Raw genomic sequence first — 13,221 nt, forward strand, 5'->3', positions numbered from 1 at the left:
GTTGCAAGTCTTCGTCGCGGACGGAGTAAGGCAGATTGCCGACGTAAAGTTTGTTGCCCATGAAGGGACTCCTCTAAAACACAATAACAAAAGCGATGGAGTCCCGAAAGCACAACAATCTTCAAACGTACAGCTGTAGCGCGCGAAACTGACCGATCACCTGAAGGGTGTGGATGTGAATCCACACCCTTCATGTTATGCGGCCCGACCCGGGGAAGACAAGCAAATATTGCCATCGCCAGGCCGCGCGGACCCGCATGAACACTGGGCTGGCGGCCGGTTTGGCCCCGGAGCGCAGGAGCTGGCGCGCCGGGCGGCGGTGCGGTGCGCCGAAAACAGACCCTCAGAAGAGGAAAGAGCGTTGATTTTCATGGGACAAACAAAAAGTTTGTACCCACTTGCATTTTTCTGGAGACGCGGTCGGGGTGTGTCACCGTGGCAGAGTGCAAAAAACGAATTTTTACGCTGCTCACACAAATGGCCAGCTCTTTTGTGAGAGTCCGCGTTCGTCGGAACACCGGTGGGCCAAGCGGAGTGGCAGCGCGGCGCGCTGGAATCAGTCAGGCTTGAGGTTTTGCGTGTCCGGGCTGGTTGCCTCACCCGCATAGTTGCGCCAGCGACCCATCGCCAGTCGCATGGTGATCAGCTGGTTTTCAAATTGCGGGCAGGCCTTGCAGGCCAGCAGGTGCAGGCGCAAGGCAACGGTATCGGACAGGCGCAAGGCGCGGTCCTCTCGGGCCACCAGCAATGCCGCGGCTTGCTTGCAGGTGCGCATCAGGGGAAGGGACTGGATTTTCATGACGGCCGTTCAGTGGGCTTGTTGGCCAAACCAGTGAATGGCCAGGCATTCGCGCAGACGCAGGCGGGCACGGTGAAGCTGGACATACAGATTGGTCGGCGTGAGCGAGAGTTCCTTACAGACTTCTTCGCAGGACAGCTCCAGCCATTCGCGCATCAGGAACAAACGCCCCAGGGCCGGGGGCAAGCGCTCGACGCAGGCATCGAGGACCTTGAAAAACTGGCTTTGCGCCAGGGTTTGCTGTGGATCGCCCCAGTCACCGGGCGGGCTGGCGAAGTGGCCGTCGGCCTGGAAGGCGAGCTTGTCCAGTTCGTCGGCTTCGTCGTCGGCCCCATGGTCGGGAAGCGAGACCTCCCGGGCGTGGCTGCGGATCAGGTCGATGACCTTGTGCTTGAGAATTCCGACCAGCCAGGTTTTGAGTTGCGACCGGTTGCCGAATGATTGCGGCTTGGACAGTGCCGCCAGCAGGGTTTCCGAGACGGCGTCTTCCGCCCAGGCATCGTTGCGCAGCTGCAGCCTCGCAAAACGCATGAGGTAGACCCGGTGTTCAACCAGTTGCTCTTCAAAGGTGGCCATGGGTGGCAAGTCTAGCCGCACCGCAGCGCGGGTGTGCAGAAAAATAATGTGGGCAGGCGCGTAAGGATTCCGGCTGCGCGGCGACCAAATGATTTGAAGTCATTTGCATCGCCTGTAGCTGCAACCCACCAAGGACACCACCATGGACACCGCTCATCGCGCATCACCCCCCGCTGGCCCTCACAGCGTTTCCCGTTCCGGCCGGACGTGTTCTGGTCTTGCCGTGGCCGCCCTCATCGCGCTGTGGATGGCTGCACCCTCGCAGGCGCAAACACCGCCGTCCTCCATGAAGGCGGAAAGTGTTGCTGCCGCGCGAGTGGCCGCAGCAGCGCCGCACATTGAAGGCAAAACGGTGGAGGGCAAACCCTTCAGGCTGTCTTCGCTCAAGGGCAAGGTGGTGCTGGTGTTGTACTGGTCCACCGGCTGCGCGGTGTGTCGCGACAAGATGCCCGAGCTGCGGACCAACTACGAAGGCTGGGCCGGCAAACCCTTCGAGCTGGTGGCCGTCAGCACCGACGCACGCATGCAGGACGTGCTGGACTATGAAGCCATCATCTCGCGCACGGTGTCGACCCGGCAGCGGTTTGTCCAGCTCTGGGCCGGCGACAGCAGCTACCGCGACAACCTGGGCCAACACGCGCAGCTGCCCGCGGGCTACCTGGTCGACAAGTCCGGAAAAATTGTCGAGCGTTACCTGGGACGGATTCCGCCGGAAGCCTGGGACCGCATTGCCGACCTGCTGTAGCCGCCAGCATTTTTTTCACGGTGAGAAAAAGCCTGTAAGAAAGCCGGCAGTCGCCAGACCAAGCTTTAACCAGACAGAGAAACAACACGGGTCTGGTTGGGATTTTTAACCTGTTCGAATCAACTGGAGATTTCAAATGAACCAACGCGCCCTGATTGCTGCAGCTGCAGCTTCCCTGCTGTCCACCATGCTGATGGCCACACCCGCTGTCGCCCAGGAAAAAGAAAAATGTTACGGCATCGCCAAGGCGGGCCAGAACGATTGCGCCAACCTGGCCGGTACCCATTCCTGCGCCGGTCAGTCCAAGCTCAGTGACGATGCCGGTGAATGGAAATACGTGGCCAAAGGCACTTGCGCCGGCATGAAAGGCATGACGGTCGACCAGGCGAAGATGAAAGGCAAGGCCATGATGGACAAGCCGATGATGGACAAGAAGAGCTGATGGCTTGTTGACTGTTCCCATCCGGGCGAAGCAGCCTGTCCCTGGACAGGCGTCGCCTTCTGGCTGTGACTGATTCCACTTTTTTCACCACGGGCATAGGTTGGCGGCATCCGCACTATGCCTGCCTGCTCGAGGCACCACCGGAGCTGGACTTCCTGGAAGTCCATTCCGAAAACTTTTTTGCACGCGGCGGCGCGGCGCTCGCTGTCCTGCATGAGGCCCGCCAGCGCTACCCGATCAGCCTGCATGGCGTCGGGCTGGCACTGGGCTCCGCAGTTGGGATTGATCCCTGGCACCTGGAACAGCTCGCTGCGCTGGTCGAGCGCATCGAGCCGGTTCGCGTCTCGGACCATGCCTCGTTTGCGCGCGGACCGTGGGGGGGCGCCACCGTGCATGCGGCAGATCTGCTGCCGCTTGCCTTTCACCGGCAGTCGCTGGATGTGTTGTGCGCCAATGTGCAGCAGGTGCAGGACCGGCTGAAGCGCCGCCTGCTGGTCGAAAACCTGTCCGCCTATGTGCACTTCAACACCTCCGACATGAGTGAACCCGATTTTCTTTCGGCACTCGCCAGCCGCAGCGGCTGCGGGCTGCTGGTCGACGTCAACAATATTTATGTGAACGCATGCAACGAGCGGCTGGCGGGCAACACGGACGACCCGGTGCGCGCCTGCATGGCGTGGCTGGACCAGCTACCGCCGCACGCGGTGGCGGAGCTGCACCTCGCGGGCCACAAGGACTGTGGTGACATCGTCATCGATGACCACGGCAGCCGCGTGTGCGACGAGGTCTGGCAGCTTTACCGGCATGCGCTGGCGCGTTTTGGCAAGGCGCCGGGCGGCCTGGCCACCCTCGTGGAGTGGGATACCGACATTCCACCGCTGCAGGTCTTGCTCGACGAAGCGTCCAGCGCCCGCGCGCTGCAAGCCCTGGCGGGCAGCGCGGTGGCAGCATGAGGCCCGACAGCTTCCAGCAGGAGCAGCAGGCCCTGCTGCAGCTGGTGCTGGGCGCGACCGATGGCGCCGGCCTGGCACGCTGGCTGTCTGCCGGGGATGCCGCCCAGGCGCGGCGCTCGCAACGCGGCCTGCAAGCCTACCGCGCGAACGGCCAGGCGCTGGCGGAACGTGCACTGGCCGCCGCCTACCCGGTGCTGGTGCAATTGGTCGGCGAGGAAAATTTTGTCGCGCTGGCGCGCCACTTCTGGGCCATCCATCCGCCCCTTTACGGCGACATGGCTTGCTGGGGGGACCTGCTTGGCGGCTTCATCGGGGCGTCCGCCCAGCTGGCTGATGAGCCCTACCTCGCCGATGTCGCGCATCTGGAGTGGCGCATGCACCTGGCCGGCAGCGCGGCCGATGTGCCGCCCGATTCGGCGTCGTTTGCATGGCTGGCCACGGAGGATCCGGCAGGGATCACGCTCACCCTGGGCGCGGGCGTGGCCTTGCTGGCGAGCCCTTATCCGGTGGCCAGCATCGTTACTGCCCACCTCACGGGCAGTCCCAGCCTGCAACAGGCCGGACAAAGGCTGGCGGAGGGCTGTGCTGAACACGTGCTGGTCTGGCGCCAGGGCTTGCGGCCCCGCGTGCGCGTGAGCACGGGGACTGAACACCGGCTGCTCGAGGCGCTGATGGCCGGCCGGCCCCTGCTCGACGCCCTGGAGGCGTCGGAGGATGCTCCGGATGCCGTGCCCTTCGATTTCAATGCCTGGCTGGGCGAGGCGGTGCAGACCGGCCTGGTCATGGGCGTGCATTCATTGCCAACCACCGAAGGAAACACATGATGATGACAAGTAATGGTCGTACGGCCTGGCTGGCGCGCGGCCTGAACGCGTGGGGCGGGCTGACCCGGACCCTCAATACACTGCAGCCGGCGGCGGCCTTGCTGGCGCGCCTGTACATTGCGCAGGTCTTTTTTCTGTCCGGCCTGACCAAGCTGCGCGACTGGGACACCACCGTGGCCCTGTTCACCGACGAGTACCACGTGCCCCTGTTGCCCCCTGCGGCGGCGGCCCTCATGGGGACGGCCGGTGAACTGGTGCTGCCCGTGCTGCTGGTGCTGGGCCTGTTCGTGGTCAATGCCGTCGCGGTGATCTCGCTCAGCGAGATCGCGCCGGCCGCCCTGCAGCAGCATGTGTTCTGGGGCACGCTGCTGGCGGGGCTGGCCATTTACGGTGCGGGGCCGTGGTCGCTGGACCGCTGGCTGGCGCCGGCCCTGCAGCGGGTTCGCCGAACTTCATAAGCCAAATCGGCCATCAGCCCAATAGGGGTGCGCGCAGAATGCTATAAATTCAGGAGCAAACGGCGGCGGGTCACCATCGTGGCCATCACCAGTTGACCTCGCGGTCGGGGGTGGCGCCGATGCGGTGTATCGACAGGTCGGCGCCTTCGTACTCTTCTTCCTGGCTCAGGCGCAGCCCCATGGTGGCCTTGATCAGGCCGTAGACCGCGAAGCCCGCCAGCAGCGCCCAGCCCACGCCCATGACCGTACCGATCAGCTGCGCGCCGAGATGCACGCCGCCCAAGCCGCCCAGAGCCTTGCTGCCGAAGATGCCGGCGGCGATGCCGCCCCAGGCGCCGCACAGGCCGTGCAGCGGCCAGACGCCCAGGACATCGTCGATCTTCCAGCGGTTCTGCGTCAGCGTGAACATCAGCACGAACACCGCGCCGGCGACACCGCCGGTGACCAGCGCGCCCAGCGGGTGCATCAGGTCCGAGCCCGCACACACGGCCACCAGCCCGGCCAGCGGGCCGTTGTGCACAAAACCCGGGTCGTTCTTGCCGAGCGCCAGCGCGACCAGCGTGCCGCCGACCATGGCCATCAGCGAGTTGACGGCCACCAGACCGGAAATCTTGTCTATGGTCTGCGCACTCATGACGTTGAAGCCGAACCAGCCCACCGTCAAAATCCACGCGCCCAGCGCGAGGAAGGGAATGCTTGATGGCGGATGCGCCGAGATGCCGCCGTCCTTGCGGTAACGGTTGCTGCGCGCGCCCAGCAGAATCACCGCCGGCAAGGCCAGCCAGCCGCCGACCGCATGAACCACGATGGAGCCGGCAAAGTCATGGAACTCGGAGCCGGTCAGGGCCTTGATCCAGGCCTGCACGCCGAAATGCTGGTTCCAGACAATGCCCTCGAAAAAAGGATAGACAAAACCGACGATCACGGCGGTGGCCAGCAGCTGGGGGTAAAAACGCGCCCGCTCCGCAATGCCGCCGGAGATGATGGCCGGGATGGCCGCGGCAAAGGTCAGCAAAAAGAAGAACTTGACGAGTTCGTAGCCGTTTTTGGCGGCCAGCACGTCCGCGCCCACGAAAAAGCTCGTGCCGTAGGCCACGCCGTAACCGACGACGAAGTACACGACGGTGGACACCGAGAAGTCCACCAGGATCTTGACCAGCGCATTGACCTGGTTTTTCTTGCGGACCGTGCCGAGCTCCAGAAAAGCAAAACCGGCATGCATGGCCAAAACCATGATGCCGCCCAGCAGGATGAACAAGGCATCCGAGCCCTGTTTTAGTGCGTCCATAAGCCCCTCTTTGAATGTTTGAGCAGTTTTAGTGCGAAAGCAGGTTGAAAAAAGCAATAGCACCAAAATCAAGCAAAAACTGCGCCAGAGCGGTGCGCACCAAGTTGGACGGCTCCGCCGCTCCATGGACGACCGGGACGCCCGCTACAATGGCGGCTTGTCATTGGGGAGTAGCCTCCTTCCCTCCTGCCGTTACGGCGGGGGCGAGAGGGGTTTGCGTCAACAGACTTGTCCGTCCTGCCACAGGGACGACATGGCGCAAACGGTTCAGACTTGGCGAGACCTTTGACTGCACAGCCTCCGTTCAGGCCGGGGATGTCGTGCAGTCATGGGTTTTTTCCGGCCGGAGTCATTCATGGAAGCTTTTCTTATTTCCACCGGCATCGTCGCCCTCGCCGAAATGGGCGACAAGACACAACTTCTCGCCCTCGTCCTCGCTGCCCGTTTTCGCAAACCCTGGCCCATCGTGGCGGGCATCTTCGTCGCCACCGTCGCCAACCATGCCATGGCCGGAGCCCTGGGCGCCTGGTTGACCACCCTGATCAGCCCGCAAACCATGCGCTGGATCCTCGGCGTGTCCTTCCTCGCCATGGCGGGCTGGATGCTGATTCCGGACAAGCTCGACGACGACGCGGCCGACGGGCGCCTGCCGCGCTTCGGCGTGTTCGGCACCACCGCCATGCTGTTTTTCCTGGCCGAGATGGGCGACAAGACGCAGATTGCGACCGTGATGCTGGCCGCCCGTTATGACGCCTGGTTCGGCGTGGTCGCCGGCACCACCCTGGGCATGATGCTGGCCAACGCCCCCGTGGTCTGGCTGGGCGCCCGTGTTACGCAGCTGGTGCCGCTGCGTGTGGTGCACGTCGTGTCGGCGCTCATTTTTGCCGGCCTGGGGCTGGCGGCCTTGCTGATCAAGGCTTGATCCATCGGTGTCTCCTGCAAGCAGGGGCCGCGGATCTGGCTCTGCCAGTCCGCAGGCGCAGCGGCCCCCTCGGGGGGCAGCGCATTACACGCAGCCGAAGGCGCAGTGAAAAGCGTGGGGGTATACTTGTTTAGCGCCGATTTGCTCAGCTTGCGGGCGCTTAAAAAGTACCGCTAAAGACGAACATCCATGAACCCGGACTCGCTTTTAGCGATGCCGGGTTTTCTTTTGTTCACTGTTTTCTGTTCGGGCTTTCTGTTTTGTTAGTCGCCACACCACAGTCCATGCATTTCGCCGACGTTTTGCCTTTGCAAAGCGGCGCGTCCATCCGTGCCTACGACCTGAGTTACGAGACCTACGGCACGCTCAACGCCGACCGGTCCAACGCCGTGCTGATCTGCCATGCGCTGAACGCCTCGCACCATGTGGCCGGCGTCTACCTCGATGCGCAGGGTGCGGTGCTGCCGAAGTCCGAAGGCTGGTGGGACACCATGATCGGGCCCGGCAAACCGGTGGACACCAATGTGTTTTTTGTCATTGGCGTGAACAACCTGGGCTCCTGCTTCGGGTCGACCGGGCCCATGCAGCGCAACCCCGACAGCGGCGAGATCTACGGCGCCGACTTTCCGGTGGTCACGGTGCAGGACTGGGTGCAGGCGCAGGCGCGCCTGCTCGACGCGCTGGGCATCACCACCCTGGCCGCGGTGATGGGTGGCAGCCTGGGCGGCATGCAGGCGCTGAGCTGGACACTGCAGTACCCCGAGCGCGTGCGCCATGCGGTGGTGGTGGCCAGCGCGCCCAACCTGACCGCCGAAAACATTGCCTTCAACGAAGTGGCGCGACGCGCCATCGTGACCGACCCGGACTTTCATGGCGGGCACTACGGGCGCCATGGCGTGTTGCCGCAGCGCGGCCTGCGCATCGCCCGCATGATCGGGCACATCACTTACCTCAGTGATGACGTGATGAACGAAAAATTCGGAAGACAGCTGCGTGAAGTGGCTCTGGGTCATGCCAGCGGCTACAAATTCTCCACCCAGGATGTCGAGTTCCAGATCGAAAGTTACCTGCGTTACCAGGGCGACAAGTTCAGCGAATACTTCGACGCCAACACCTATCTGCTGATCACGCGGGCGCTCGATTATTTCGATCCGGCCGCAGAGCACGGCGGCAAACTCACACCGGCGCTGGCGCCAGCGCGGGCCAAATTCCTGCTCGTGAGTTTCAAGACCGACTGGCGGTTTTCGCCCGCGCGCAGCCGCGAAATCGTCAAGGCCCTGCTCGACAACCAGCGCGACGTGAGTTATGCCGAGATCGATGCGCCACACGGCCATGATGCCTTTTTGCTCGACGACCCCCGCTATCTGGGCGTGGTCCGCTCCTATTTCGAGAGCAAGGTGGCGCCATGCTGAAGTCGACGCCCCAGCTGTCCGCCGACCAGCGCCTGATAGCCCGCCTCGTGCCCCCGGGTTCACGCGTGCTGGACCTCGGTTGCGGCGACGGCGCCCTGCTCGACCACCTGATCCGCGAACGCGGCTGCACCGGTTATGGCGTGGAGATAGACGACGCCAACATCCAGGCCTGCGTGGCGCGTGGCGTCAACGTGATCCAGCTCAACCTCGACGAAGGCCTGGCCATGTTCGGCGACGCGAGTTTTGACGTGGTGCTGCAGATCGACACCCTGCAGCACCTGCGCAATGCCGAGGTCATGCTGCGCGAGACGGCGCGCGTGGGCCGCACCGGCATCGTCGCCTTTCCCAATTTCGGCCACTGGCCGAACCGCCTGGCGGTGCTGCGCGGCCGCATGCCGGTCACCAGGGTGTTGCCCTACCAGTGGTACGACACACCGAACATCCGGGTCGGCACCCTGCGCGATTTTGCGGCGCTGGCGCTGAAAAACCGGCTCCACATTCTGGACGCCTTTGGCCTGCAGGATGGCCGGGAAGTCCGCTTCTGGCCGAACGCCCGCGCCAGCCGCGCGGTGTTCAAGTTCCAGCACGGCTGAAAATCCGGGTCCGCTCATGACCGCTGACGCCGACGCCCGGATTGCATCGCCTGCCGGCGTCCCGTTTGCCGAAGCCTTCCGGTTCTGGCTCAAGCTCGGTTTCATCAGTTTCGGCGGGCCGGCCGGGCAGATTGCCATCATGCACCGCGAGCTGGTCGAGCAGAAACGCTGGATCTCGGAGAAGCGTTTTCTGCACGCACTCAACTACTGCATGCTGCTGCCGGGGCCGGAGGCGCAGCAGCTGGCTACCTACATCGGCTGGCTGATGCACCGGACCTGGGGCGGCGTGGTGGCGGGTGCGCTGTTCGTGCTGCCGTCGCTGTTTATCCTGATCGCGCTGAGCTGGATTTACGTGGCGTTTGGCGACGTGCCGCTGGTCGCCGGGATGTTTGACGGCATCAAGCCGGCCGTGGCGGCGATTGTGCTGCAGGCGGTGCACCGCATCGGCAGCAAGTCATTGAGAAATCCGGCCAAAGCCCCCGTTCCTTGGGCGGTAGCTGCTATCAGTTTCGTAGCGATTGCGTTTTTGCATGTGCCTTTCCCCTGGGTGGTGCTGGGCGCCGCGCTGACCGGCTGGCTGTGCGCGCGTTTTGCGCCCGGGCAGTTTGCTGTCGGTGGTGGACATGGCGGCACGGTGCTGGTCCATGTGCCTGCGCTGATCGACGACCACACGCCGACGCCCGGCCACGCGCGCTTCAGCATGGGGCGGCTGGCCCGGGTGCTGACGGTGGGCGCCGCGCTCTGGCTGTTGCCCATGGGGGCACTGGTCGCCTGGCAGGGCTGGCACGGCGCCTTGACGCAGATGAGCTGGTTTTTTACCAAGGCGGCGCTGCTGACCTTTGGCGGTGCCTATGCGGTGCTGCCCTATGTCTACCAGGGCGCGGTCGAGCAGTTCGGCTGGCTCAGCGGGCCGCAGATGATCGATGGGCTGGCGCTGGGCGAAACCACGCCGGGCCCGCTGATCATGGTGGTGGCTTTTGTGGCTTTTGTCGGTGGCTGGACCAAGGAGGTGCTGGGGCCGGACGCATTGTTCCAGGGCGCGGCGCTGGCGGCGCTGCTGGTCACCTGGTTCACCTTTTTGCCATCGTTCATTTTTATCCTGGCGGGCGGACCGCTGGTGGAGTCCACCCACGGCAAGCTCCATTTCACCGCGCCGCTGGCGGCCATCACGGCCGCCGTGGTCGGCGTGATTGCCAGTCTTGCTCTGTTTTTTATAGCGCATGTCGCTTTCCCGACGGGCGCGACGGGCGGTTTTCCTTCCAATGTGGCATGGCCGGCGCTGGCCATCATGGCCGCGGCCAGCGTGGCGCTGCTGCGCTACAAGGTGGGTGTGATTCCGGTCATCGCCGCCAGCGCGGTGGCCGGCTTGCTGCTGCGCCTGGGCGGCCTGGCCTGAGGGCGGCGTGCCACACGCGCCGCGTTATGCTCCAGCCCATGCAAGGCCCTCCGGAAAACACACACACAGCCCCGGCGCTGAAGCTGTTTGAGCGGCTGTTCGGCCACTGGGTGCACCAGGTGACGCCGGCGAGCCTGCGCGCCGACCTGATGGCGGGCCTGCTGGGCGCGGTGCTGGTGTTGCCGCAGGGCATTGCCTTTGCCACGCTGGCCGGCCTGCCGCCCGAATACGGCCTGTACACCGCCATCATCCCCTGCATCATTGCCGCGCTGTTCGGCTCGAGCTGGCATGTGATGTCGGGTCCGACCAATGCCAATTCGCTGGCGCTGTTTGCCATGCTTTCGCCGCTGGCGCTGGCCTTCAGCCCGGGCTACATCCAGATGGCGCTGGCGGTCACGGTGATGGTGGGCGTCATGCAATGGCTGATTGGTGCGCTGCGGCTGGGTTCCCTGGCCAACTTCATCTCGCCTGCGGCGCTGTTCGGTTTCACCTCGGGGGCGGCGGTGTTGATCGCGGTGTACGCCCTGCCTGATCTGCTGGGCCTGCCGGCGGCGACCGACCATGGGGCGGCCGCGGTGCTGCTGCATGTGGCCACGATGGTCCGGTCGGTGCAGCCGGCGGCGCTCGCCGTGGCCGGCGTGACGGTGGCCGTGGCCCTGCTGGTGCGGCGGCTGCGCCCCAGCTGGCCGTCCATGCTGGCCGGGCTGGTGGCGGCGACGGCCCTGGCCTGGGTCTGGACGACGTATGTCAGCGCAACGCCGCTGCCGCTGCGCACAGTCGGGCAGATCACCACGCCGTGGCCGAAATTTGCCATCCCCAGCGTGAGCTGGTCGGCGCTGTCCGAGCTGCTGGGGCTGGCGTTTGCGCTGACCATCGTGGCGCTGGGTCAGTCGATCTCGATCGCCAAGGCGGTGGCCGCGCGCTCCGGCCAGCGCATCGACGCCAACCGCGAGTTCCGCGGCCAGGGCCTGTCCAACATCATCGGCGGCTTCTTTTCGTCTTACGTGTCCTGCGGTTCGCTGAACCGGTCCATGCCGAATCTGGAGGCCGGCGCGCGCACGCCGCTGGCGGCGGTGTTCTCGGCCCTGCTGCTGCTGGGCCTGGTCGCCGTCAGTGCGGCGCTGCTGGCGCAGATCCCGATGGCGGCGCTCGCGGCGCTGCTGGTGCTGGTGGCCGTCTCGCTGCTGGACGTCGGGCGCTGGCGGCAGTTGTTCCGCCTGAGCCGAACCGAATTCGGCGTGGCGCTGGCCACGCTGGTGGCGACCGTCAGCATCCGGCTGGAGATCGCGATCCTGCTGGGCACGCTGTTGTCGCTGATGTCCTTTCTGTACCGCACGTCCAAACCCGCCATGCGCACCATGGGCTTCGACAGCCGGGCGCCGGACCGGCAGTTTGTGGTGCTGGCCGACAGCGCAACGCCACTGCCGGAATGCCCGCAGCTCAAGCTGCTGCGCATGGAGGGCGAGGTGTATTTCGGCGCGACCCAGCATGTGGCCGACACCCTGCACGCCTTGCGTCATGCGCGCCATCCGCAAAAACACCTGCTGGTGATGGGCAAAAGCATGAACTTCATCGACCTGGCCGGTGCCCAGCTGTGGGAAGCGGAACTCAACGCACGCCGGGCGATGGGGGGCGATTTGTACTTTCACCGCCCGCGACCCGAAGTCATCCAGATGTGGCAGACCACCGGGTTCACGCGGCTGCTCGGACCCGAGCACCAGTTCCCCGACAAGCGCAGCGCGATCGCCACGATTTTCACGCGCCTGGACCCGGCCATCTGCCGGTCATGCACGGCGCGTATTTTCGAGGAGTGCCGCAGCGTGCCCGGGCCGGATCCCGTGGGCGACGCAGCGCGCCCTATGCCGGTGGCGTGAAGCCCAGGCGCTGCAGCAGACCGGTGGCGGCCGCCGGCGCCTTCTCCTTGGCGCCGCTGATGAAAAACACAAACACGTCTTTGGGCGCGCCCTTGTCTTTTGCGGCCTCCACCCGCGGCAGGTCCGACGGCTCGCCGCCTTGCGCCCAAGCCTGGGCCGCCGCTGTCCAGGCGTCAAGGGCGTTGGGTGCATAACCGTTCTTGAGCCTGGCATCACTGCGCATCAGCCGGGCATACACGAAATCAGACGTCAGGTCCGCAAAGGACGGAAAGTCGGGCGAATCGGTGAACACCGTCGCGCAGTGGTGCTTGCGCGCCAGTGCCAGGTAGTCCGGCGTCATGAAGCTGGGGTGGCGCACATCGAGCACGTGGCGCAGCTGGCGGCCATCGACGGTCTTCGGTAGCAGCGCCAAAAAAGCCCCGAAATCCTCCGCATCAAACACCTTGGTTGGCATGAACTGCCAGACGATGGGGCCGAGCTTGTCACCGAGTTCGCTGATGCCGCTGCCGACAAACCGTTCGATGGAATCACCGGCTTCGGCCAGAACCCGGCGATTCGTGGTGAAGCGGCTGGCCTTGAGCGAGAACACAAAGCCGTCCGGCGTTTCATCGCGCCATTTGGCAAAGGTCGGCGGCTTGAAGGTGCTGTAGTAGGTGCCGTTGACCTCGATGGCGGTCAGCTGCCGGCTGGCGTAACCCAGCTCCTGGCTCTGCGGCAGTCTGGCCGGGTAGAAGTTGTCGCGCCAGGGCGCGTAGGTCCAGCCGCCAATGCCGACGCGAATGGCGGGAAGAGGATTTCCGGATGTTTTCAAGGCAGATACTCCCGCAAACAGGGGATGACGTTTTCGCGATGGTCCCGGACAATGCCCTGATGTGCGGCGTTCCCCGAAGGACAGTCTGGCACGATGTGCGCAGCACGGTTACAGTGACAGTTCAGCCG

General features: G+C 64.6%; 14 protein-coding genes and 1 riboswitch. Of the genes, 10 read left to right on the plus strand and 4 right to left on the minus strand.

The genetic code is table 11. From position 1 onward, the window contains the following. Positions 1-556: 556 nt before the first annotated feature. Together B7X65_RS20920 and B7X65_RS20925 are read right to left on the minus strand one after the other, a co-directional pair. Complete coding sequence (locus B7X65_RS20920; protein WP_293596201.1) at positions 557-799, minus strand: zf-HC2 domain-containing protein; 243 nt, start codon at positions 797-799, stop codon at positions 557-559. A 9-nt stretch (positions 800-808) separates the two neighbouring features. After that, positions 809-1,375 (minus strand): sigma-70 family RNA polymerase sigma factor, encoded by a 567-nt coding sequence (locus B7X65_RS20925; RefSeq protein ID WP_293596202.1) that lies wholly within the window; start codon positions 1,373-1,375, stop codon positions 809-811. A gap of 142 nt (positions 1,376-1,517) precedes the next feature. Between B7X65_RS20925 and B7X65_RS20930 the strand changes: the two genes are divergently transcribed. The 5 genes from B7X65_RS20930 to B7X65_RS20950 all read left to right on the plus strand — a co-directional run bounded on the left by B7X65_RS20930 (position 1,518) and on the right by B7X65_RS20950 (position 4,797). Beyond that, the gene (locus B7X65_RS20930; RefSeq protein ID WP_293596203.1) at positions 1,518-2,120 is read left to right on the plus strand and encodes a peroxiredoxin; all 603 of its coding nucleotides are present in this window, start codon (positions 1,518-1,520) and stop codon (positions 2,118-2,120) included. 136 nt (positions 2,121-2,256) lie between these two features. Next, positions 2,257-2,562, plus strand: coding sequence for a DUF2282 domain-containing protein (locus B7X65_RS20935; protein ID WP_293596204.1), 306 nt, complete (start codon positions 2,257-2,259; stop codon positions 2,560-2,562). 65 nt (positions 2,563-2,627) lie between these two features. Then, a complete protein-coding gene (locus tag B7X65_RS20940) occupies positions 2,628-3,515 on the plus strand; it encodes a DUF692 domain-containing protein (protein WP_293596205.1) in 888 nt (295 codons plus the stop codon). After that, the gene (locus tag B7X65_RS20945; RefSeq protein ID WP_293596206.1) at positions 3,512-4,339 is read left to right on the plus strand and encodes a putative DNA-binding domain-containing protein; all 828 of its coding nucleotides are present in this window, start codon (positions 3,512-3,514) and stop codon (positions 4,337-4,339) included. The genes B7X65_RS20940 and B7X65_RS20945 overlap by 4 nt, the downstream gene beginning before the upstream one ends. Then, the gene (locus tag B7X65_RS20950) at positions 4,339-4,797 is read left to right on the plus strand and encodes a DoxX family membrane protein (protein ID WP_293596207.1); all 459 of its coding nucleotides are present in this window, start codon (positions 4,339-4,341) and stop codon (positions 4,795-4,797) included. The genes B7X65_RS20945 and B7X65_RS20950 overlap by 1 nt, the downstream gene beginning before the upstream one ends. Before the next feature lie 85 nt (positions 4,798-4,882). Here the strand turns inward: B7X65_RS20950 and B7X65_RS20955 are convergent, their stop codons facing one another. Next, on the minus strand, positions 4,883-6,085 hold the full coding sequence (locus tag B7X65_RS20955) for an ammonium transporter (RefSeq protein ID WP_293596208.1): 1,203 nt from the start codon (positions 6,083-6,085) through the stop codon (positions 4,883-4,885). 153 nt (positions 6,086-6,238) lie between these two features. Continuing rightward, positions 6,239-6,439: riboswitch (yybP-ykoY riboswitch) on the plus strand. Position 6,440: 1 nt separating this feature from the next. Here B7X65_RS20955 and B7X65_RS20960 point away from each other — a divergent pair. The 5 genes from B7X65_RS20960 to B7X65_RS20980 all read left to right on the plus strand — a co-directional run bounded on the left by B7X65_RS20960 (position 6,441) and on the right by B7X65_RS20980 (position 12,282). Then, the gene (locus B7X65_RS20960) at positions 6,441-7,007 is read left to right on the plus strand and encodes a TMEM165/GDT1 family protein (RefSeq protein WP_293596209.1); all 567 of its coding nucleotides are present in this window, start codon (positions 6,441-6,443) and stop codon (positions 7,005-7,007) included. Positions 7,008-7,249: 242 nt separating this feature from the next. Then, complete coding sequence (locus B7X65_RS20965; RefSeq protein WP_293596241.1) at positions 7,250-8,419, plus strand: homoserine O-acetyltransferase; 1,170 nt, start codon at positions 7,250-7,252, stop codon at positions 8,417-8,419. Beyond that, positions 8,413-9,012 (plus strand): methionine biosynthesis protein MetW, encoded by a 600-nt coding sequence (metW, locus tag B7X65_RS20970; protein WP_293596210.1) that lies wholly within the window; start codon positions 8,413-8,415, stop codon positions 9,010-9,012. Before B7X65_RS20965 ends, metW begins: the two co-directional genes overlap by 7 nt. 16 nt (positions 9,013-9,028) lie before the next feature. Beyond that, positions 9,029-10,408 carry a chromate efflux transporter gene (chrA, locus tag B7X65_RS20975; protein WP_293596211.1) on the plus strand — a complete coding sequence of 460 codons (1,380 nt, stop codon included), beginning with the start codon at positions 9,029-9,031 and terminating at the stop codon, positions 10,406-10,408. A gap of 38 nt (positions 10,409-10,446) precedes the next feature. Beyond that, complete coding sequence (locus B7X65_RS20980) at positions 10,447-12,282, plus strand: SulP family inorganic anion transporter (RefSeq protein ID WP_293596212.1); 1,836 nt, start codon at positions 10,447-10,449, stop codon at positions 12,280-12,282. Here B7X65_RS20980 and B7X65_RS20985 read toward each other — a convergent pair. Then, the gene (locus B7X65_RS20985; RefSeq protein ID WP_293596213.1) at positions 12,266-13,093 is read right to left on the minus strand and encodes a DUF72 domain-containing protein; all 828 of its coding nucleotides are present in this window, start codon (positions 13,091-13,093) and stop codon (positions 12,266-12,268) included. The genes B7X65_RS20980 and B7X65_RS20985 overlap by 17 nt on opposite strands. Between the last annotated feature and the right edge of the window lie 128 nt (positions 13,094-13,221).

Origin of the sequence: Polaromonas sp. 39-63-25 (assembly GCF_002278925.1) — a bacterium.
GTDB lineage: Bacteria > Pseudomonadota > Gammaproteobacteria > Burkholderiales > Burkholderiaceae_C > Polaromonas.

Excerpts from the sequence above, each read along its gene's own strand:
- chrA (WP_293596211.1), top strand. The coding sequence starts at position 9,029 with ATGACCGCTGACGCCGACGCCCGGATTGCATCGCCTGCCGGCGTCCCG.
- B7X65_RS20955 (WP_293596208.1), bottom strand. The coding sequence starts at position 6,085 with ATGGACGCACTAAAACAGGGCTCGGATGCCTTGTTCATCCTGCTGGGC.
- B7X65_RS20930 (WP_293596203.1), top strand. The coding sequence starts at position 1,518 with ATGGACACCGCTCATCGCGCATCACCCCCCGCTGGCCCTCACAGCGTT.
- B7X65_RS20950 (WP_293596207.1), top strand. The coding sequence starts at position 4,339 with ATGATGACAAGTAATGGTCGTACGGCCTGGCTGGCGCGCGGCCTGAAC.
- B7X65_RS20945 (WP_293596206.1), top strand. The coding sequence starts at position 3,512 with ATGAGGCCCGACAGCTTCCAGCAGGAGCAGCAGGCCCTGCTGCAGCTG.
- B7X65_RS20920 (WP_293596201.1), bottom strand. The coding sequence starts at position 799 with ATGAAAATCCAGTCCCTTCCCCTGATGCGCACCTGCAAGCAAGCCGCG.
- B7X65_RS20960 (WP_293596209.1), top strand. The coding sequence starts at position 6,441 with ATGGAAGCTTTTCTTATTTCCACCGGCATCGTCGCCCTCGCCGAAATG.
- B7X65_RS20925 (WP_293596202.1), bottom strand. The coding sequence starts at position 1,375 with ATGGCCACCTTTGAAGAGCAACTGGTTGAACACCGGGTCTACCTCATG.
- B7X65_RS20935 (WP_293596204.1), top strand. The coding sequence starts at position 2,257 with ATGAACCAACGCGCCCTGATTGCTGCAGCTGCAGCTTCCCTGCTGTCC.
- metW (WP_293596210.1), top strand. The coding sequence starts at position 8,413 with ATGCTGAAGTCGACGCCCCAGCTGTCCGCCGACCAGCGCCTGATAGCC.
- B7X65_RS20980 (WP_293596212.1), top strand. The coding sequence starts at position 10,447 with ATGCAAGGCCCTCCGGAAAACACACACACAGCCCCGGCGCTGAAGCTG.